The organism is Nitritalea halalkaliphila LW7 (genome assembly GCF_000265075.1).
GTDB classification, from domain to species: domain Bacteria; phylum Bacteroidota; class Bacteroidia; order Cytophagales; family Cyclobacteriaceae; genus Nitritalea; species Nitritalea halalkaliphila.
The window spans coordinates 77,832-97,538 of sequence record NZ_AJYA01000009.1 but is presented as its reverse complement, the minus strand read 5'-3'; the positions used below and the strand labels follow the sequence as shown (position 1 = coordinate 97,538).

General features: G+C 48.0%; 25 protein-coding genes and 1 pseudogene. 18 read left to right on the top strand and 8 right to left on the bottom strand.

The features are described 5' to 3' along the window. Positions 1 to 8: 8 nt before the first annotated feature. From A3SI_RS04020 to A3SI_RS03970, 12 genes are all read left to right on the top strand, one after another. Positions 9 to 488, top strand: a complete 480-nt coding sequence (locus tag A3SI_RS04020) for a Na+/H+ antiporter subunit E (protein ID WP_009053754.1) — start codon at positions 9 to 11, stop codon at positions 486 to 488. Further along, the gene (locus A3SI_RS04015) at positions 485 to 760 is read left to right on the top strand and encodes a cation:proton antiporter (protein ID WP_009053753.1); all 276 of its coding nucleotides are present in this window, start codon (positions 485 to 487) and stop codon (positions 758 to 760) included. Before A3SI_RS04020 ends, A3SI_RS04015 begins: the two co-directional genes overlap by 4 nt. Continuing rightward, a complete protein-coding gene (gene mnhG, locus A3SI_RS04010) occupies positions 753 to 1,124 on the top strand; it encodes a monovalent cation/H(+) antiporter subunit G (RefSeq protein ID WP_009053752.1) in 372 nt (123 codons plus the stop codon). Before A3SI_RS04015 ends, mnhG begins: the two co-directional genes overlap by 8 nt. A gap of 79 nt (positions 1,125 to 1,203) precedes the next feature. After that, positions 1,204 to 1,911 carry an RsmE family RNA methyltransferase gene (locus A3SI_RS04005; protein ID WP_009053751.1) on the top strand — a complete coding sequence of 236 codons (708 nt, stop codon included), beginning with the start codon at positions 1,204 to 1,206 and terminating at the stop codon, positions 1,909 to 1,911. A 12-nt stretch (positions 1,912 to 1,923) separates the two neighbouring features. After that, complete coding sequence (locus A3SI_RS04000; protein ID WP_009053750.1) at positions 1,924 to 2,313, top strand: hypothetical protein; 390 nt, start codon at positions 1,924 to 1,926, stop codon at positions 2,311 to 2,313. Between the two features lie 116 nt (positions 2,314 to 2,429). Further along, complete coding sequence (locus A3SI_RS03995) at positions 2,430 to 3,554, top strand: alpha/beta hydrolase (protein WP_009053749.1); 1,125 nt, start codon at positions 2,430 to 2,432, stop codon at positions 3,552 to 3,554. Between the two features lie 2 nt (positions 3,555 to 3,556). Beyond that, the gene (locus A3SI_RS03990; RefSeq protein ID WP_009053748.1) at positions 3,557 to 4,999 is read left to right on the top strand and encodes a leucyl aminopeptidase family protein; all 1,443 of its coding nucleotides are present in this window, start codon (positions 3,557 to 3,559) and stop codon (positions 4,997 to 4,999) included. Beyond that, complete coding sequence (locus A3SI_RS22135; protein WP_316929064.1) at positions 4,989 to 5,609, top strand: ATP-grasp domain-containing protein; 621 nt, start codon at positions 4,989 to 4,991, stop codon at positions 5,607 to 5,609. The genes A3SI_RS03990 and A3SI_RS22135 overlap by 11 nt, the downstream gene beginning before the upstream one ends. Next, a complete protein-coding gene (locus tag A3SI_RS22130) occupies positions 5,492 to 6,202 on the top strand; it encodes an ATP-grasp domain-containing protein (protein WP_316929063.1) in 711 nt (236 codons plus the stop codon). The genes A3SI_RS22135 and A3SI_RS22130 overlap by 118 nt, the downstream gene beginning before the upstream one ends. A gap of 129 nt (positions 6,203 to 6,331) precedes the next feature. Continuing rightward, complete coding sequence (locus A3SI_RS03980; protein ID WP_009053747.1) at positions 6,332 to 6,571, top strand: hypothetical protein; 240 nt, start codon at positions 6,332 to 6,334, stop codon at positions 6,569 to 6,571. After that, a complete protein-coding gene (locus tag A3SI_RS03975) occupies positions 6,568 to 7,344 on the top strand; it encodes an XRE family transcriptional regulator (RefSeq protein ID WP_009053746.1) in 777 nt (258 codons plus the stop codon). Before A3SI_RS03980 ends, A3SI_RS03975 begins: the two co-directional genes overlap by 4 nt. Positions 7,345 to 7,350: 6 nt before the next feature. Further along, entirely contained in the window at positions 7,351 to 7,731 is a 381-nt protein-coding gene (locus A3SI_RS03970; protein WP_009053745.1) for a hypothetical protein, read from the top strand. 79 nt (positions 7,732 to 7,810) lie between these two features. On the opposite strand, the gene A3SI_RS03965 is transcribed toward A3SI_RS03970, so the two are convergent. Continuing rightward, positions 7,811 to 8,563, bottom strand: coding sequence for a hypothetical protein (locus tag A3SI_RS03965; RefSeq protein WP_009053744.1), 753 nt, complete (start codon positions 8,561 to 8,563; stop codon positions 7,811 to 7,813). Between the two features lie 192 nt (positions 8,564 to 8,755). Here A3SI_RS03965 and A3SI_RS17100 point away from each other — a divergent pair, with 192 nt between their 5' ends. From A3SI_RS17100 to A3SI_RS17095, 3 genes are all read left to right on the top strand, one after another. After that, entirely contained in the window at positions 8,756 to 9,328 is a 573-nt protein-coding gene (locus A3SI_RS17100) for a Na/Pi symporter (RefSeq protein ID WP_009053743.1), read from the top strand. 18 nt (positions 9,329 to 9,346) lie between these two features. Beyond that, the gene (locus A3SI_RS18780) at positions 9,347 to 9,505 is read left to right on the top strand and encodes a hypothetical protein (RefSeq protein ID WP_156810156.1); all 159 of its coding nucleotides are present in this window, start codon (positions 9,347 to 9,349) and stop codon (positions 9,503 to 9,505) included. Between the two features lie 160 nt (positions 9,506 to 9,665). Continuing rightward, a complete protein-coding gene (locus tag A3SI_RS17095) occupies positions 9,666 to 10,394 on the top strand; it encodes a hypothetical protein (RefSeq protein WP_050977364.1) in 729 nt (242 codons plus the stop codon). A 10-nt stretch (positions 10,395 to 10,404) separates the two neighbouring features. Here the strand turns inward: A3SI_RS17095 and A3SI_RS03955 are convergent, their stop codons facing one another. From A3SI_RS03955 to A3SI_RS03945, 4 genes are all read right to left on the bottom strand, one after another. After that, complete coding sequence (locus tag A3SI_RS03955) at positions 10,405 to 11,157, bottom strand: pseudouridine synthase (RefSeq protein ID WP_009053742.1); 753 nt, start codon at positions 11,155 to 11,157, stop codon at positions 10,405 to 10,407. A gap of 93 nt (positions 11,158 to 11,250) precedes the next feature. Further along, positions 11,251 to 13,623, bottom strand: coding sequence for a DUF3427 domain-containing protein (locus tag A3SI_RS03950; protein WP_202946842.1), 2,373 nt, complete (start codon positions 13,621 to 13,623; stop codon positions 11,251 to 11,253). Positions 13,624 to 13,643: 20 nt separating this feature from the next. Next, positions 13,644 to 14,390 (bottom strand): phospholipase D-like domain-containing protein, encoded by a 747-nt coding sequence (locus A3SI_RS19605; RefSeq protein ID WP_202946841.1) that lies wholly within the window; start codon positions 14,388 to 14,390, stop codon positions 13,644 to 13,646. A gap of 39 nt (positions 14,391 to 14,429) precedes the next feature. Next, positions 14,430 to 14,660: a hypothetical protein gene (locus A3SI_RS03945; RefSeq protein WP_009053741.1), complete on the bottom strand. Its 231-nt coding sequence runs from the start codon at positions 14,658 to 14,660 to the stop codon at positions 14,430 to 14,432. A 715-nt stretch (positions 14,661 to 15,375) separates the two neighbouring features. On the opposite strand from A3SI_RS03945, the gene A3SI_RS03935 reads away from it, so the two are divergent. Next, positions 15,376 to 15,591 carry a hypothetical protein gene (locus A3SI_RS03935; protein ID WP_009053740.1) on the top strand — a complete coding sequence of 72 codons (216 nt, stop codon included), beginning with the start codon at positions 15,376 to 15,378 and terminating at the stop codon, positions 15,589 to 15,591. A 307-nt stretch (positions 15,592 to 15,898) separates the two neighbouring features. Here A3SI_RS03935 and A3SI_RS03930 read toward each other — a convergent pair whose 3' ends face one another. From A3SI_RS03930 to A3SI_RS03920, 3 genes are read right to left on the bottom strand one after another with little or no spacing between them, the layout of a single operon-like run. Beyond that, positions 15,899 to 16,354, bottom strand: a complete 456-nt coding sequence (locus A3SI_RS03930; protein WP_009053739.1) for a DUF2141 domain-containing protein — start codon at positions 16,352 to 16,354, stop codon at positions 15,899 to 15,901. After that, positions 16,333 to 17,019: an acyl-CoA synthetase family protein gene (locus A3SI_RS03925; RefSeq protein ID WP_238531583.1), complete on the bottom strand. Its 687-nt coding sequence runs from the start codon at positions 17,017 to 17,019 to the stop codon at positions 16,333 to 16,335. The genes A3SI_RS03930 and A3SI_RS03925 overlap by 22 nt, the downstream gene beginning before the upstream one ends. Next, positions 16,935 to 17,408: an AMP-binding protein gene (locus A3SI_RS03920; RefSeq protein ID WP_040670069.1), complete on the bottom strand. Its 474-nt coding sequence runs from the start codon at positions 17,406 to 17,408 to the stop codon at positions 16,935 to 16,937. The genes A3SI_RS03925 and A3SI_RS03920 overlap by 85 nt, the downstream gene beginning before the upstream one ends. Before the next feature lie 233 nt (positions 17,409 to 17,641). On the opposite strand from A3SI_RS03920, the pseudogene A3SI_RS03915 reads away from it, so the two are divergent. Together A3SI_RS03915 and A3SI_RS19600 are read left to right on the top strand one after the other, a co-directional pair. Continuing rightward, positions 17,642 to 18,473: pseudogene (locus A3SI_RS03915) on the top strand (1,4-dihydroxy-2-naphthoyl-CoA synthase). A 535-nt stretch (positions 18,474 to 19,008) separates the two neighbouring features. Further along, a complete protein-coding gene (locus A3SI_RS19600; protein WP_009053737.1) occupies positions 19,009 to 19,689 on the top strand; it encodes a hypothetical protein in 681 nt (226 codons plus the stop codon). The last annotated feature ends 18 nt before the right edge of the window (positions 19,690 to 19,707 follow it).

The following is a 19,707-nucleotide window of genomic DNA, read 5'->3' as shown; positions in this document are numbered from 1 at the left end:
GCACACACATGATTAAGAACCGATTTTTAAGTAACCTGCTCCTTTCCTTCATCTGGGTGGCCATCACGGGAACATTCAGTGTGGAAAACTTCCTCTTTGGCTTCCTTTTGGCCTTCGGCCTGCTCTGGATCGTGAGCACCGACCGGCAGGAAAATGCCTACTTCCTGCGCGGCCCGAAAATTATCGCTTTCATCTTCTTCTTCCTGAAGGAGCTGATCAAAGCCAATATCGAGGTGGCCTACGATGTCATCACCCCCAAACACTACATGCAGCCGGGCATCATACAGATCCCACTGGATGCGAAAACAGACCTGGAAATTACCCTGCTGGCCAACTTGATCACGCTCACCCCTGGGACGCTGAGCCTGGATGTGTCTGAGGACAAAAAGGTGCTCTATGTGCATGCCATGTACGTTAAAGACCGCGAAGCATTTATCGCGGACATCAAAAATGGTTTCGAACGCAGACTCTTAGAAATTACGCGATGAATCTTTCTGACTACCTCTACTATATTATCCTCCCGATTTTAGCGGTCTCCGTTATCATCATGTTTGTGCGCTTCCTGCTCGGGCCGAAGCTACCGGATCGTGTGGTGGCCCTGGATCTGATGCTGACGACCGGCATCGGAATCATCGCCATTTACAGCATTCGAACCAACCAGCCCACCTTCCTGGACATCGCGATGATCATGGCCCTGATCGCCTTTTTAGGGACCGTGGCCTTCGCCTATTACTTAGAAAAAAGAGAACGAAATGACTGACATTATAATCATGATACTGGCCAGCTTAGGGGCCATCTTTATCTTCCTGGCCGCCGTAGGGGTGGTGAAAATGCCGGACATCTACCTGCGCATCTCTGTGACCACGAAGGCCGCCACGCTGGGCATCGGTTTGATCCTGATCGCCGCAGCCGTCTACTTCGATGACATCGCCATCACGGCACGTACCATCGCCATCATCGTCTTTATGCTGCTCACCGCTCCGGTAGGAGCACACATGATCGGCAGGGCCTCTTACTTCGTGGGCACCAAGCTCTGGTCCCGCTCGAAAATCGACGACCTCGATGGCATGTATGACCCGAAAACACATAAGCTGCGCAGCGAAAAACCAGGCACTCACATGTAACACAGGCGGAATTTCCGCCTTTTTTTCGGCAATTTTCACAAGAAATAAGTACCTTTAGCTAAATCGATAGACGGGCAATATGCAGCTTTTTTATTTTGATTCGATCACCGCAGGGCAGCGGGTCCAGCTTTCAGCAGAAGAGTCCAAGCATCTGATTAAGGTTTTGCGGAAACAAATCGGTGACACAGTTTTCGCCACGGATGGCAGAGGCCTGAAGGCACAGGCACGCATCGTCGTGGATCATTTTAAGCAGGCCGAGCTCGAAGTGCTGGAAGTGGAGCAGGTAAAGCGACCGGACTTTCATATCACCGTAGCCCTCGCTCCCACGAAGAACCAAGACCGCATCGAGTGGTTCCTGGAAAAAGCCACAGAGGTGGGCGTGGATCAGGTGCTGCTCATGCAGACCGACCACAGTGAAAAAAGCTACCTGAAAGAGGATCGGCTGGAGAAAAAGATTTTGGCGGCCGCCAAACAAAGCCATAAATTTTACCTGCCAACCCTCGAAACGGGCATTTCCTTCGATGCGCTGCTCACAGATGCCCGCTTTCAGGACCATGCCCGCTTTATCGCCTACGTATCCGAGCAGGAGCGGGAAGGGCTCTTTGGGCTCGCCCCAAAAAACGCGCAGTACCTCCTGCTAATTGGCCCAGAAGGGGACTTCTCTACGCGGGAGATTACCGCCGCGAAGGCTGCCGGTTTTCTGCCCTGCGCACTCGGTCCTTATCGCCTGCGCACCGAAACGGCCGCGCTTATGGCGGTACATACCTTACAATTAAAAAACACCTAATTACCAGAAACTATGAAGCATTTCACCTTAACTGCCTGGGCTGCTGCCCTCCTACTGGCCGCGAGCTGTAGCCAATCCTCCTCAGAAGAAAAATCCAGTGCCGTAGGATTAGATGGCTGGCTTTCAGGAACTACGGAGGAAAAATTCGAAGAAGTAGCCGAGCAGCTTCAAGGCTTCTCCACGACCATGGTGGAGGTTTCCTACCGCTACAGCGAACTGTACTGGGCAGCCATGGATGAGAACTGGGGCTATGCCGAGCATCAGCTGGAGCATCTGGAGGAGGCGATCGAGCTGGGCCTGAAGCGCCGCCCGCTACGTGCAGCCTCAGCGGAGGATTTTATGGAAGTCAATATCCCCGAGATGGAAGCCTCATCGCAGGGGAAGATAAGGAGGCCTTTCTAAAAGGATTCCAAAGCTTTACGTCTGCCTGTAACGCCTGCCACGCTAAGGAAGGTGAGGCATTTATTAAAATCAAAACCCCTGAGGCGCGTCTGTCGCCGGTACGTTGGTAAACCCCTATGGAACAGCAAGCGATGCAGGTGAGCGAGGTGGAGGAGACAGGATTCGTGATTCGGCTAACAACCGACGAAGACGATGAGCGTCCCGTGTTTATCGCAGGAAATTTTAACGACTGGGCGACGCAGGACTTGCGCTTTCGCATGCAGCGGGAAGCGGAGGGCAGCTATGTGTACCGATTTCCAGAGGGCTTTCCCCTGCCCAGCCCGCTACTCTACAAGTTTACAAAAGGCGACTGGTCGGAGGTGGAAATCGACCGCTATGGCAACAAGACGCCAAACCGCTCTTGTGCCGAACCGAGCGGCACGCGCCAGGAGCATGTGCCGCGCTGGCGCCGCAACTGGCTGCCTTTTCAGCCGGAGCATCTGCCAAAGGTGCACTTGATTTCAGAGGAATTCGAAATCCCCCAGCTGAATAAAAAGCGAAAGGTCTGGGCGCTCCTGCCGCATGACTACCACGAAACGGACACGCACTACCCGGTGCTGTATCTGCAGGATGCCCAAAACCTGTTTAATGAAAATGCTGCCTATGGCAACTGGCAAATCGACAAGAAGCTAGCGGTGATGTCTTACTATGGCATCGGCAAACTGATCGTTATCGCCATCGAGCATGCAGAAAAGGAGCGCATCATCGAGTATAATGTGGGCAAGACCCTGCTCGGTGAAGGGCAGGGCAAGCAGTACATTCGGTTTATGACCGATACCCTAAAACCCTTCGTGGACAAACATTTCCGCACGCTACCCGACCGGGAACATACCGGCATCGGGGGCAGTTCCATGGGCGGGCTGGTCAGCATCTTTTCCGGCCTAATGTACCCCGAGGTGTATGGGAAATTGATGATTTTTTCCCCCTCTTTATGGGTGCTGCCCAAGATGCGCTTCCGCTTTATGGACTTTTTCGAGGTACCAGAGACGCGAATCTACCTCTATGCCGGCGGTGATGAAAGCGAGACCATGGTCAAGCATGTCAAAAAATTCAAGAAAAAACTCTTAAAACAAAGTGATACGGCGGAAAATCTCCGCATTAAATTGAGCATAAACGAAATGGGCAAGCACAGCGAGACCTACTGGTCCGATGAGTTTCCGAAAGCCATCGAGTGGCTCTTTTTTCCAACAGCAAAACCCTAACCATGCAGATTCAGATGTCCACAAGCAGCAGCGCTGCGCATATTATCCTCCCCTACTTCGAGCAGGCCGATGGGCTGCAGCTCCCCGAGCTATACGGCGGCGAGGCGATACCGAAAAAACTGTTCACCGGAGAGGTGGGCGCCATTCGTCATTTGCCGCAAGGAGATCGGCTTTTCCTTTTAGTGGGCCTGGGCCCAAAAGAAAAGGCCAACTTCGAGGAGATGAAGGGCAGCTTTCGCAAGATAACCGCGAAGCAAAGTGACTTCTTTCGGGAACCTGTCACCCTGTACCTCGACGGCAGCCATACCGAAGAAAGCCTGCAAGCCGCCGCACTCGGGCTTTGGATGGGTACCTATCGCCTCGATTTTTATAAAAAGCCCAAAGCAGATCAGGTAGATTTCAGCCAGGTCAGTCTGGAGCTCGTCGCCCCTGAGCTCCAGCAGGCCGCAGAAATCCTCCAGCAGAGCGCCGCCATTTGGAAAGGCCAAAAGCGCTGCTTGACCCTAGTCGACCAGCCTGCCCATCAGGTGACGCCTGCCTTTATGGCCGAAACGGTGCAGCAGTTGGGCCAGGACTATGGCTTCGAAGTGCGCGTTTTCGATGCCGAACAGGCCCGTGAGATCGGTCTGGAGGCATTTTTGGCCGTAGGCCAAGGGAGTGCACGTCCTCCGGCTTTCATCATCGCGGACTATGTGCATCCCGATGCCCGCATCCATGTGGGACTGGTCGGTAAAGGGGTGACCTTCGATACGGGGGGCTACAACATTAAAACAGCTGGCATGCACCACATGAAGTGCGATATGGGAGGCGCTGCCGCCGTGATCGGTGCCTTAGAGGCTGCCGCTGCAGCTGCGCTGCCGATTCGACTCACCACCATCCTGCCCTGCGTCGAAAATGCCATCGGTCCAAGCGCTTTTTTGCCCTCAGATGTGATCGGAAGCTACTCCGGAAAAACCATCGAAGTGATCGATACCGATGCGGAAGGGCGCCTGATTTTGGCCGACGGCCTCTACTACATGCAAAAGCATTTTCAGCCCGAGCTCCTCATCGATCTGGCCACCCTCACGGGCAGCAGCGTCGGGACCTTTGGATACGCCTGCGCCGCCCTTTTCTCTACCGATAAGACCTTAGAAAACAGCCTGATGGAAGCGGGCATGTCCGTTGGGGAACGCGTATGGCCCCTCCCGCTGTGGGACCTGTATGGAAAGGAAATGGAAAGCGACATGGCCGACATTAAAAATTACCACGGCAAGCCTTTCGCAGGGGCCATCACAGCGGCCAAGTTTTTACAGGCCTTTACGGAGGGGCATGAAAAATGGGCCCATCTGGACATCGCGGGGACAGCCTTCGGCGACTCGGCCTTTGCGAAAAGCAAACATGCGACCGGCTTCGGCGTGCACCTGCTCTTCAACTTACTCCAAAACCACGTAGACCATGGAAAATAAACATGTTTTTCTCTGCATTTCCAATTATTTTAAGGGAAGTGCCTTTCTCCGGCGCCTGAGCAGCCTGGGAAATACCGTTTACCTGATCACTTCCGAGAAGCTGCGGGAGGCGGACTGGCCCCATGAGCACATCGCCGAGACCTTTTACATGCCGGGTCAAGACCTGGACTGGAACATGGAGCATCTCCTACTGGGGGTGGCAGACCTGATGCGGCGCAGCCCGATTCACGCCATCGTGGCGCTGGATGATTACGATGTGGAAAAGGCCACCTACCTACGGGAACATCTCCGCATTCCGGGTATGGGGCAGACCACCGGGCGCTACTTCCGAGATAAGCTGGCCATGCGCATGCGGGCCCATAGCGCAGGCATTCGTGTTCCAGCCTTCAGCCCGCTTTTTGTAGATGAGCAGATTAATGCCTACATCGCCGAGGTGCCGGGCCCTGGGTACTTAAGCCGCGGTCGGAGGCCTCCGCCAATGGCATCATTAAAGTGCATACCGCCGAGCAGCTCTGGGAAGAAATTCATCGCCTGGGAGAAAACCGGATTCGCTACCTGGTGGAAGCCTTCCGCCCCGGAGATGTCTACCATGTGGATAGCTTGCTGGTAGGTGGACAGGTGAAATTTGTGTGTTGCTCCCGCTATTTGGCTACGCCAATGGAAATTTCACAGGGGGGTGGGATTTTCCGCAGTGCCAATATCCGCTACGGTTCTGAGGAAGACAAGGCCCTGAAGGCAGCCAATAAGGCCGTGCTAAAGGCCTTTGGACTTAAAAATGGCGCTGCCCACACGGAATTTATATTGAATAAGGCCGATGGCCAAGTGTATTTCTTGGAGACCTCCTCCCGAGTGGGGGGGGCACACCTCGCCGAAATGGTGGAGGCAGCTACGGAAATCAACTTATGGGAGGAGTGGGCCGTGATCGAGGATGCGGTGGCTAAGGACATTCCCTATGCCCTGCCCAAGGCCAAAAAAGGCTATGCAGGCATCGTGCTGACGCTTTCCAAGTATGCCAAGCCTGATCTGAGTGCTTTCGATGCTCCTGAGGTCTGCTTTCAGGTGCCCTTAGACTACCATGCTGGACTGATCGTCCGCAGCCCAAAACAGGAGCGCGTTTTAGACTTATTGGATACCTATGCGCGACAGCTGCAGGAAGATGTGGCGACGGTCGCTGCGCCGGAAGAGGTGAAGAAATTCCACTAAACGGAAGCCTAAGCAAGAAATACTGACAATTACTGACACTTCGTGTTACTTTTATCAACATCTCTTGGTTATTAAAATCAACTTTGCTATCTTAGTAGCATCAAGTTTAACCGATAACCGAGAGCAAGTATGGAACAGCATGGAATCATTCGCTTAGAGCAGCGCAACTTAAAGTCAGGAAAGAAGCAGGTGAAATTTTACATCGATGATGCGCGGAGACCACGGTACGGGTATCTTCTTTTAGATGAACCCAAGCCGATTTCTGCCATCATCGATGAAATTTTAAAGCGTAGCATGCGCCAAAGAGGGCTGCATGCGCTGTCTCTGCATGCACAGGATGACCACTGTTTTTATATGTACTCAGCATGAGTTATTTGGCTGTTAATATTCGATTTTTACGTACACGGCAGGGGCTGAAACAGCAGGAGCTGGCGGAACTCCTCGGGGTGCAGCGGAGCATGATCTCCGCCTATGAGGACGGGCGCTCGGAGCCGAAACTGGCCGGTTTACAGAAGCTGGCCAAGCATTTTAAGGTGCGACTCGATCGCTTAATCGAAGAGGATTTAAGTCTGGAGCGCCAGCCTGTGGGCGAGGAAAAGCGCCTGCAGGTATTAGCGGTCACACTGGATCGGGAAGAGGAGGAACGCATCGCGCTCATACCCCAAAAGGCCTCTGCTGGCTACCTGAATGGCTATGCGGATCCCGAGTACATGGGCGAGCTCCATCACTTTTCACTCCCGCACCTCCGTAAAGACTTGAGCTACCGCGCTTTCGAGCTCAGTGGGGACAGCATGCTCCCCTTAGTACCCGGTACACTGATTATCGGCGCCTATGTCCTGCGCCCAGAGGACATTAAAAGTGGGCAGACCTATGTACTTATTACGGGACAGGAGGGCATCGTGTACAAGCGGGTGTTTAACTATATCCCGGAAAACGGGAAGCTTTACTTGGTATCCGATAATCCCCAATACAAGCCCTATGAAATACCCGCCAGTGATGTCTTAGAGGTCTGGGAAGCAAAGGCCTACATCAGTACACAGTTGCCGAGTCCGCAGCAAGCTGCAGAGCCAGTCACGCTGGAGGATTTAGCCGCCATGCTAAACGAAATAAAAGCCGCTTTGCCCCTTACCAAACAACCCTAATCTACTATGGACGAAATCCAAAAGAATTTACAAGCCCTCCGTGAGCAGCTGCAAGAGCCCGCTACGCGAAGAGAGGCGAAAAAGTCTCCCCTATTTGGTGGTGCAGACGTTTCCTTTGTGCTTAAAGCACCAGCCCCGAAGGCCGAATCAGATTGGAGAGGTGCTCCTACCTATGTGGTGACACCCTATGCACGAGAGTTGAGCTGGGTAGTCTTCCAGCTAAAAGAAATCTTCAGTAAACAACTCAACTATGGGAATAAATATGCCTTTTACGGGCGTCTGGCAGAGGCAGCAAATGCGGCATTAGAACAGAATGAGGCAGCAGGACTTCCTGCGCTATGGGCTGCGCTACTCGAAGAAGCAGAAAAACTGCATGCCGGAACCTAAGGCAAAAAGGGGGGAAATGGTTCAAGCACTAAAAAAAGTGCTGTCTGAGCACCCCTATATCTTTCGTCATCTCGTTGGCTTACTTCGCTTTTTCGATGATGGCCTCGAAGCCCTTTCGAATACCGGCTATGGCATCGTAGCTGCTGTCAATGTTTTGAACCGTTTTTCCTAGCTCGAACCAGTTGCCATCACCTAAGTCAATATAGTTGCCGCGCTTAGTAGGTTTTTTAGTGGCCACATGCTCATAATCGTAATCGGGAAGGTACACATCTGTCAAAAGCTTTTTGGTTTTCTCCCAAGATAGGGATACCAGCTGCCCATTCACCATGGCCTCTGCCTTACGCTGTGCAAAGGAGAGCTGTAGTTCTACTTCCACAGGCCCCTGTTTATCTACCTTTAAGAAGGCCAAAAATAAAGGGGCCTCCTTTCCTGCCTGCTCGTAGATGGCTTGGATAATTTCTTGCGCCAGAAAAGACCATGCTTCCTGCTGCTTGGGTACCCGCTCCTCCCCTTCTTCGATCCGCATGCTGATGCCCCCATCCTCGAAGGAGCTCATCTCCATCCAGTCGGTATGGTTCCAAAGATCCTTCAGAGGCCCTCTCCATACGACAGACACCGTACCAGAATAGGTATAATCATCGTCCTCATTAAACCCCTCATCGATGATCTCCTCTAAGCTGAGCTCATCGCGATGTGTGTAGTGCAGCGCAAAGTCCACCGCGATACCCGTATCCTGGGGCCGAAGCTTCAAGCTATACACATGGCTGTAAGGAGGTGGCACATGTCCAGATTCAAAGAGTATTTCCAGTTCAGCAGGTAATGAAGGCGTCATGTTTCGATTTAAGAGATTAAGAGCACAAAAATACAGGTAAACTCTGATATTTTGCCTATTAACCGCCAAATCCTGCCGACAAAAAGCCGGAACGGGCGGCGAATGCTGCCCATGAGAAGCCCAGGCGTCCTTTCGCTACTATTTTCAAAAAGAAGAAATCGTTATCTTTACATGAAGTTTTAGCCCCACACTATGCCCACACCAGATTTTGAGTTTTGGAAATTCGCCGCCGGATTAGGTATTTTTCTTTTTGGTATGCACCAGCTAGAGGCCGGCCTAAAAGGCTTGACCGGCCGTTCTTTCCAGCGTCTCCTCCAGCGCGCTACCAACAAGCCCTGGAAAGGCATCAGCGTGGGCACCATCGTTACGGCCATTCTCCAAAGCTCCTCTCTGGTGAATCTTCTCGTCCTGGCCTTCTTAGGAGGTGGGGTGATGAGCCTAAAAAATTCACTATCCGTGGTGCTCGGCGCTAATCTGGGGACCACCTTTACCGCATGGATCGTAGCCACGCTGGGATTTAAGGTTAACGTGGCCGATTTAGCATTCCCCTGGCTAACCATCGGCATTCTCTCGGCCCTTTTTCTCACCAAGCGGCCCTTACTGAAAAGTATCGGCGGCTTCCTCATGGGCTTTGGCCTCATCTTTTTAGGATTGGATTACATGAAAGTAACCATGGAGGACTATGCGGCCTATTTGGATATCAGCAGCTTAGAGGGCTTTGGGCTTTGGGCCTTTTTACTGGCTGGCCTGATTGTAACTGCCTGATTCAAAGCAGTCTCAGCCATGATCGTCATCGTCCTCAGCGCGCTAAATGCCGGCCTAATCGACATCTATCAAGCGGTAGCCATGGTCATCGGGCAAGTATCGGCACCAGCAGCACCCTGGTGCTCGGCTCCCTTAGCGGTAGCGCAGATAAAAAACGTCTGTCCTATGGCAACTTGATTTTCAAGGGCGTAGCCGGAATCTTTTGTTTTGCACTCCTCCATCCGCTCGTGGCGCTAAGCCTAAAAATAGGCATCCAAGACCCCCTCATGGAGCTCGTATTTCTGAACACCCTTATCAATGTCATCAGCATTTTGCTTTTCTACCCCTTCTTGGGCAGATGGAGCGCTTCCTCAACCGCAGATTTAGCGAGCCCAGCACCACGGGGGTGGCCCTTCACCTGCCCAAAGTCCCCGTAGAGGTTCCCGAGGTCGCCTTACAAGCGATAGAGAACGAGGTGCAACACTTGTATCGGCTAACCGAACAATCCATTCGTGAGGTCATGCAGGCGGGGGCACCCAGTGCCAAAACCGGTACTTGGAAGCGGCTTTTGGCTACCGAAGCAGATCCCTTTGCCCTATACGGGCAAATCAAACAGCTAGAAGATGAAATCACCGCGTACTTTTCTGAACTTCAGGAAATGCCCTTAGAAGAGGAGGAAGTGGACAAACTCAATACGCTGATCATGAGTACGCGCTCCTTGGTTTTCGCGGCCAAAGCCTTTAAAGACATTCAAGAAAATGTACAGCAGCTCTACCAAACGGCCAAGCCCGAAGAGGTGGAATGGTTAGAAAAAAGCCGCCAGTTTGTGCTGCGCCAGCTGCAGGAGATGCGCACCTATGCCCAGGCGGGCGACTATGTGGAGACACTGCCGGCATGGCCTGCTGCACATGATAGCTATTACCAAGAGCGCTTAGCGGAAACCTATGAGTGGGTCAAACAGCGACCTGCGGGTGCGGCGGGCATTTCGACGCGCACGAATGTGCTTCGCCAAATTACCAATGGCCTGAACAATCTCTCCAGTGCACTCTACTACTGGAAAACGCAAAAGGAAACAGTTCCCTCCTGATCCCAGCTGCTTAATCGATGGCATTTTCCGATGCGGCCAGCGTGCTGTGCAGTTGCTGCAACTCATCCGGGCGCAAATCGCGCCATTTGCCCACGGGCAGGTCTAAGTGTAGGTGCATGATGCGAATCCGCTTGAGGCGTGTCACCTCATAGCCTAATGCGGTACACATGCGGCGAATTTGGCGGTTTAACCCTTGGGTCAAAATGATGCGAAAGGACTGCTTGCCTAAGGGGAATACCTGACAGGGGCGCGTGACAGTATCTAAGATGGGTACACCAGCAGCCATTTTAGCTAAAAAATCTCCGCGGATAGACTTATCGACCCAGACCAAATACTCCTTTTCATGGTGATTTTTGGCGCGCAGAATTTTATTGACGATATCCCCATCGTTTGTTAGGAGAATGAGGCCTTCGCTTGGTTTGTCCAGGCGGCCTACGTGAAAAATTCGTTTGGGATGGCCGATGAAGTCGATGATATTATCTTTTTCGCGCTTGGTGTCTGTGGTGCAGACGATGCCTACCGGTTTGTTAAAGAGAATATAGACAAAATCCTCTTTTGGAGGAACCACAAGCTTACCGTGAACGCGCACCAGATCCCCAGGCATCACCTTCGTGCCCATCTCCGGTACGCTGCCATTTAGCGTCACTGCCTCTTGGGCTATTAAGGCATCGGCTGCTCTCCGGGAGCAGTAGCCAATGACACTCAGGTACTTGTTGATCCGAATACCTTCTTCGGGAATCCCCTCTAACTTACTCATCGCCATTACTTCTGTACATGAAGCCCAAAATTACAGAATTTACAGCACCCCTCAAAGGTGAGAGGGATTAGGGGGAAGGGTTTAGGTGATGCGGGATGCCTATCCTATACGTAGTTTTGCAGCATCATACCATAGATAATGAGGCAGTGGCTCATACAGCTCCCATTTAATATTCATCGGCTTAGCACCAGAATATTCTTTTATTTTTCCTTCGCCTACAAAAACATATCCCATTGTATTACCAAATTCATCTTTATTTTTTTCTCTGACAAAAAGTAGTATTATTTTTCCAATTTCTTCATGCTTAATATAAGAAATCCCTTTTGGGGTTTCTGGTCCAGCCGAGTTTTGACTTTGCCAATGAAAAAGGCTTTCCGTAATAGCATAGTCGTCATATAGTGTAGTAGGAGAAAAATCCTCTTCTGATTTTATCAAATTAATAAACAAAAGTTCTGTATTTAAATCGGTATTCACAACTACTCCTTCGCGACTAGATGATTTTTTCTCAAAGGTACTAAGACCAAAAGCCGCTAGAATTTGATCCCGAGTATAGCGCGCATGAACCTTTAGAGGTTGCTCATAAGGCAATTTAATAGCTAATTCCTTAAAGTCTATCTTATCGATTAGAAGCTCCAAAATTTCCATGATTTCAGCGAGCAATACCTTGTTTTTTCCAATGGCCTCTATACTTTCTTCAAGTGAGGCAAAGCCACCAGCATTTTGCCAAACATCATAATGAAGCATCAAAAGCATTTGTTTTTGAACTTTATTCAACGGAGAAGAAGAAATTTTAAACTCATTTTTTGCTAACGATAAAATAAATTCGAAATAGCTCAAGGACTTGCATGAAAGCCATTTTTTAGAAATAGCGTTAATAATTTGGTTTTCATGCGTATTATCAAAATGAAGTATTCTTCCCGCCTCTAGACAAAGTCTTTTCCATCCACCACGTCTGTAAATAATGGGAAGCGGTATATTATTAAATTCTATAAAATTTTTGAGATTAAACAATAGGGTCGTTTGATGTGGAAAATTACGGATTTTTGAAATAAGTTGATTTCGATTTAAAGAAGTAGCCGCTTTAATACTCTCTATGATAATTTGTTTTGCTTTCTTTTCTAAAACAATAGAACAGCCAAGCGGAAGATGTGGGAAATTATCTTCAATTTCTTTTTTAACTGTTGTTGAAGTTTTTCCTAATAGTGCTCTAAACTTATTTTCAAAATTGTACTCAGGCCTAGCATTTCCCACAAAATCCAAAACAGTTAAACACTCTTTATTGTCCGCAAGTCTTAATCCACGTCCAAGCTGCTGCAGGAAGACAGTCAGACTTTCAGTGGGTCTTAAAAACAACACAGTATCAATTTCTGGTATGTCGACGCCTTCATTAAAAATATCAACAACGAACAAATAATTAATTTCCCTCTGAATGAGTTGATGCTTGATCGCGTCCCTATTTTGAGCATTAGCACTCGTAAGATAGGCTGCCTTAAGGCCGGCCAAAACAAACTTTTCAGCCATAAATCGGGAGTGTTCTATGCTTACGCAAAAACCAATAGCACGAACCTCATTTAGATTTTTGGTATATTTATCCAGTGCATCAATGATATCCCGAACCCGTCTATCATTAGCAGTATAAACGGCTGACAATTCACTCGTAAGATAACGGCCACGCTCCCAAGCTACCCTCGAAAGGTCTATGCTATCTGTGATTCCGAAGTATTGAAATGGACAGAGCAGTTTTCTGTTTAATGCCTCTGGTAGACGAATTTCAGCAGCTATTCTGTTAAAAAAATCCTCTTGAATGTCACCTCCATCCATTCGCTCCGGAGTTGCGGTCAGTCCCAAAAGGATTTGAGGCTTGAAATAATTTATAATGTCTCGATAACTGCTAGCTGTTAAATGATGACACTCATCTATTACTATAAAATCAAAATAACTTGGAGTCAGACTTAAATTATTAATTCTATTATTTAAAGTTTGCACGGAAGCGAAAACATATTCATAACGATCAGGAACTAGGCCATCCACCCAAAGTTCTCCAAAATTGTTGTCTTTTAAAATACCTCTATATACAGTAAGTGCTTGAATTAATATTTCTTTTCGATGTACTAAGTAGAGCAGTCTAGCAGAACTATTTTTACTTTTATAACTTTTATAATCAAATGCTGAAATAACAGTTTTACCAGTACCCGTTGCTGCTACGAGTAGGTTTCTGTTTCTATGGTGAAGAATTCGTTCAACCTCAAGTTTTTCAAGTATTTCTTGCTGAAAAGGATAAGGTTTGACTTCGAAAAAATTAGTATTTAATTTTACAGTGTTTTTATTAGCCCCTTGACTTAAAGAAAAAATTAATTTATCTTTATGAACACTGTCATCAAAGAGCTCGAAGTCATTGCTTTGCCAATATGAATCAAATGTTTTTTGAAATTTATCGATAATATGGCTTACTTCTTTTGTGGTGATCTTCAAGTTCCACTCTAATCCGTCTGTTAAAGCTGATCGGGAAAAATTAGAAGAGCCAATATATCCTGTATGAAAACTGTGTTTCTTTTGAAGAGATAGGCCTTGGCATGTAGCCTTTCATTACTCGTATTATAGGAAATTTTAACCTTGGTATTGGGTAGTTTTGATAAAAATTGAATTGCCTTGTAATCTGAGGCCCCCATGTAAGTGGTGGTAATCACACGTAATCTACCGCCGCGCTGGGTAAATTCTTGCAATTCTCTCTCTAGAATTATTATACCTTTAAACTTGATGAAAGAAACTAACAAATCAACATTGTCAGAGGAAAGAATTTCTTTTTTTAACTCACTTTCCAAAGATAAGCCCACATTACCTCCAGTGAAAAGCTCACTCTGAGTTAATCTCGTATAAGGGGTTATTTCTTTTAACTTTAGATCAAAGTCTGAATAGTCAGAATCAATTTTAGAAAAAACAGCTTTTAATATTTCTGCTTCTACTGAAATAAGATCATTTTCAAACTCTTCCTTTTCCAACTCATCTTTGAGGAATAGGATAATTTTATTGGCAATCTCAATCTGTAACTCAATGGAATTAACTCCCTTTATATATTTAAGAGCATTCCTGAAAGTAAGCGCAAGGTGTTTTGATAAAATGGAAGAGGCCTCTTCTTTATCTAGCTTTCTCTTATTGATGTAAAATGAGCTCCTGTCAACATCATTTAGCTGTTGTTCAACCAACTTAGTGACCAATTCTTCGTAAATCCCTTCAACCATAATCTTATTTGTTCATTAAAAAACTATTTCAACTTCTTCTCAACATGCCCAAACCTTAATCAATGCCGGAAATACTTCCTTGATCGGTACTTTGGCGAATTTAAACCCCTCAGGAAGAATGAAGCCCAGTTTTTCGGCTCTATCGCTAACTGAAAAGGGATACAGTTTTTTATCACCTCTAAAAACTGTGTTTTTCTTTGCTATTTCGCATTTAGGAGCTTGTAAGATAGCCTCGCAGGCCATTTTCTTGATGTAAAGCAATGTACGCATTCTATTTCAATTTTTGGACACCTAGCTAAACTTATTCCAATTAAGCTAATTTTTAAAAGAAAGAAAACGATCAAAAGCGAAAATCAAAAAGAAAGAAAACGAAGCCAAACGAATCACGATTTTAGAGAAAAAGGAAAGAAAACGAACATCTAACGCCCAATGGATAAGCAGAGGGCTATAGACCTCCCAAATTATTAGCCAATGATGACTTCACGACATAACTAAGGTTTAAAAATTTTAACTACGAGCTAAATAAAAAGTTGAATTAGCACCAAATTAATCTGTCGTAAATTAGTCAAAATTCTATAAATTTACGTTTAAGAAAAAGAGGGAATTTTCGAAAGAAGAGAAACTGAAGGTACTTGAGGAGGCCAAATCGAACGGGGTTCAGGCTACTTTGGATAAGTACGGTGTCTATCCTGCTACCTATTACAGCTTGAAAAGAAATAGGAAACCATGGGAGAAAAGGGTTTACGGCATGGCATAACACCCGCGCATTGAAACATCTGGTATTCTGGTATTTAGCTGAGTTAGAGGATAGGCTTGACACCTTCTCCGCAACATACAGCAAGGGGGGAATACATGCCACAACCGCTTACCTTTGGCTCATGCAATTTTGGGAGCTTTGGACCAAATAAAAGATCGAAATGATAAAAAAAGAGAAAAATAAGGTTAAATTTAGGCTTAATGTACCCTAACGCAAAAATCCGCTTAAATGAAAAATTATAAAGAGATAAATAGAGAAATGTTTATGCAGTTTTTTAGAGATGATAAGAAACTGAATGAACTTACTCCTGATGATAGAATTGAAATATTTAGAACTGTTCTTATTGGTAGTTCGGATTTCACAGAAGAACTTATTGAGACTGTGCTATCTGATTACTCTGTACCAAATCTAAAGGTAATAAAAGTAAATAATGAAGAAAAATAATTGGATAAGAGAAAAAACGAATCATAGGGAGAGACTGTTCATTAAACTATCCCACCTCCTAACCCGAAAAGAAAGCAAACGATCATAAACGAACATCAAAAAGAAAGGAAAAGAAAGAAAACGAAGCCAAACGAACACGATTTTAGGGGAAAAGGAAAGAAAACGAAAGAAAACGAACATGCAAGCCCAAMCCCCTACGCCCAAGCCTTAAACGCCCACCAGATGCATCACTCCTATCACTTCCCCTAAAAGCTCGAAATGTACCAAAAGCCAAAAAGGGAATCATGGGCGCCAGCGCTATCTGCTCCTACACCCCTGGCCCCTGCAAGCGGATTTTTAAAGTAGCCCCCTCCTTCTCTGCAGTAAAAGCAGCATCCTTAAACTTGGGAGGACCCATCCTGCCCTTGGCATCCTGCGTGAAACCATACTGCGCCTTAGGAATCCCGAAAGTAGAAGTGGGCAACTTCCCATTTTTTTCCTTGTCATGAAAAACAGAGACCGCATACCGCTTGCCCTTCTCTAAATCGGAAAGCGTAAGGCTCGCCTTGCCCCCCTTAATGCGCTCCCCACCGCGCTTCAAAGCCTTTTCCGGTTTATTCGGAAACCCCTCCTCCTTATCGAACAGCAGCCAACTCATTTCGCCCTCATCCGACTCGAAATCGCCTACCTCGATGCGAATCGATACCTTCTCTACCGGCTCAGGGCTTAGTTTCCAAAAAAAGCTCATGAGTAAAAAACCTGCTAAAACGAAATGTGTTGACATAAAGCGACTGTTTTTGTTCGAGATACCTTATCCGTGCTGGTGCGCACAAACTCCTCCGTCCAGGCCAGCCCCCGAGGACTGATACCGCCAGGCAGCACCTGCTGACAAATCTCTTTCAAAAACCTTGCCTGTTCCATTTCAAGCTCAGCAACTTCCAGCACCAAAATAAGTTTTTGGCCGAAGGCCGCATCTTCCTGCCCAAAGAAAAAATACCGGTCCCCCCGAAAAAGCGGATGCCGCCCCTCCAGTGCCCGCTCCAGCGCTTCAGGGTACAGCTTCAGCCCACCCGAATTAATCACATGGTCCTGCCGCCCCAGCCATTCGAAATGCCGCCCATCCGCCTCCAGTTGCACCACGTCCCGCGTGTCGAGCCAGCGGTTTTCGGTCATCGGGCCACGCAGGGAAAGCCCCCCATCCGGACGCAGCCGGAGCTCCACCCCTGGCAGCGCCGCATAACGCAGACGCGCCGCAGCACTCAGCCGGGCCAGCGCCACATGCGAAACCGTCTCCGTCATACCATAGCTTTGATAGATGCCTTCCGGCTTAAGAGCCAGCAGCGCTTCGCGCAAAGCCAACTGACTCACCCCTCCCCCCAGCAGCAGTATCCGAACGCGCTGAAAAAAGGCCGGCGACTCCTCTGCGATACGGGCAGCCTGCAGCGGCACCAAGGCACAAAATCAAAAGCCTCAGGCCAATCCTCCGGAAGCTCCTGCGCCGGATTCGCACGCGGCGGAAGCAAGTAAAGGGGGCAGTCCAGCAGCAGGGCCCGCACCAGCATCATTTGGCCCGCCACCTTATCCAGCGGCAGCGCACAGAGCAAGCGATCCTGAGGGCCCAGCCCAAAAAACCGGATCGTCCCCTCTGCACTGGCGATCATTTGCGCCCGACTCACCCGAATCGGTGCAGGCGCACCCGTAGAACCCGAAGTGTGCAGGGTAAAATGCGTGTCCCCTTGCGCCCAGCGGCGCAAAAACTCCTCCGCAGGCGCTAAAAAAGCACGATCTACAGCGTCGGGATACCAGAGACGAAAACCAGTGGGAGTAGGTACAGACATGGCGCAAAGATAACATTTTCCCGCATGGATTCGGCGCCTCGCCCCTCGGCCGAATAGACTTTTGCCCACAGGGCTACAAGCCCCCCTCCCGCTAGGCCTTACAGCGCATTTCGGCACAGAAAGGCCGCCAAAGGGGAAAAAGAGCCCCTGCCAACAAACAATTCCGCCCTTTATCGGGTAAGTATGGAGGCGCATTCGCGCGATAAGCTTAACTTGCAAGAAAATTTTAAATCATGGATTGGATCGTCGCTAAAGAATACGAGGACATCACCTACAAGAAATGCCAGGGGGTGGCGCGTATTGCTTTTAACCGTCCTGAGGTGCGGAATGCATTCAGGCCGAAAACTACATCAGAACTTTATGATGCCTTTTTAGACGCCCGCGAGGACACCAGCATCGGCGTGGTCTTGCTCTCAGCAGAAGGCCCCTCCCCGAAGGATGGCGTCTATGCTTTTTGTTCCGGCGGAGACCAGCGCGCCCGCGGACATCAGGCTATGTGGGGGAAGACGGCTACCATCGCCTGAATATTTTAGAGGTGCAGCGCCTAATTCGCTTTATGCCGAAGGTGGTCATCGCCGTGGTGCCCGGCTGGGCAGTAGGGGGAGGCCATAGCTTGCACGTGGTTTGCGACCTGACACTGGCCAGTAAAGAGCATGCCATCTTCAAGCAGACCGATGCCGACGTCACCAGCTTTGATGGGGGATATGCTCGGCATACCTAGCGAAAATGGTGGGCCAAAAACGCGCACGCGAGATATTTTTCTTGGGCCGCAACTACTCCGCGCAGGAGGCCTATGAAATGGGCATGGTAAACGCGGTTGTGCCGCATGCGGAGCTGGAAGAAACCGCCTTCGCTTGGGCACAAGAGGTGCTCGACAAGTCCCCTACCGCCATAAAAATGCTGAAATTTGCCTTTAACCTCACCGATGATGGCATGGTGGGTCAGCAGGTATTTGCCGGGGAGGCCACACGCCTGACCTACATGACCGATGAGGCGAAAGAGGGCCGCGATGCCTTCCTGGAGAAGCGGAAACCGAACTTCCGACACATCCCCTGGATCCCCTAAAAAAGGATAGGGCGTTAAAAAAATGGTATTGGCGCGAGCGCCAAAAGCCACCGGCAACTAGTCTTCGGAAGTGCATCTCCCGAAGACTAGTTTTTTATGCCCCTCCTACCCGCAGACCCTGAACGAAGTTAAACGTTTAAGTAAAGGTCAAAACTTGAATTCATGCACAATCAAGTGTACTTTTGATTACTATAAATTGTAAACGCAATTTATGTACAGATGTAAATACACCGATACAGGGAAAGGCACGCCGCTTAGGTAAATTTAAGAGTCCATCAAACAGAGTGTTTACGTCGGGAGAAAAAATTGACCCGAAAACTCCCAATAACAAAGTAGGGCATAAATAACTTTTTTTAAAAAATGAAAAATCTATTTTTAATCACGCTTTGTACGCTAATTTTCCTAGTATCTTGTAATCAAGAAGAGAAACCTGATTTCAAAAACAATTTTGAAAAAAGAGATATCATTTCTTACAGAGATAAACAGGAATGGATTAAATTCAACTATTTCTAATTTAAACTAAAATGTAACTCCTTTGGAAATCGGTGGATTAAGTTTGAATCAAAGAGACCTGCTTAATGACATCATGTCAGGTTGCAACGAACGTTACCTTTATGCCAATAACATACCTCTAATGGATATGACAAGTAGCTTGGTTGAGGTAAGTTTTCCAGATCATCTGACTAATTTAAGAACGTCTGCGGCTATTGATCTATCAACTTTTGAAATTTATAGCGAAGATCAGTTATTATTGGTTCAGCCATTCATTGAAGACTTGTTGAGTGAAGAAGGTTTAAATCTCGCAAAATCTAAAGCCGTTTCTTTTCAGCAATCAATAATTAACTCTTCTTTATCTTACGATGAAAAAATACAGTTATTAACATTATGCACAGGGATTATAACTGCAGCTGAATTTGTTGAAAAGGGGGGTATTGATTTAGTTGCAAACGAACTTGGTCGTACTTATTTTCCAAATGGTCGAATTCAGAGCTGTAGCGTAAGCTCTAGAAACGTATTGGCGAGCGCTGTAATTGGATTAGCTGGAGGCGCAGCAACTGGAGGATACGCAGGCGCAAGCGTTGGGACATTCACAGTGCCAGTTTTAGGTACGGTGGCAGGTGGTGTTGGTGGAGCTGTTTTTGGTGGAGCTGCTGGATTTGTTAGTGGATTAGTAAGTGGAGTAGCAGGTGAATTACTTACATCTTGCGGAAGATAATATGAAACGAAAAACAAA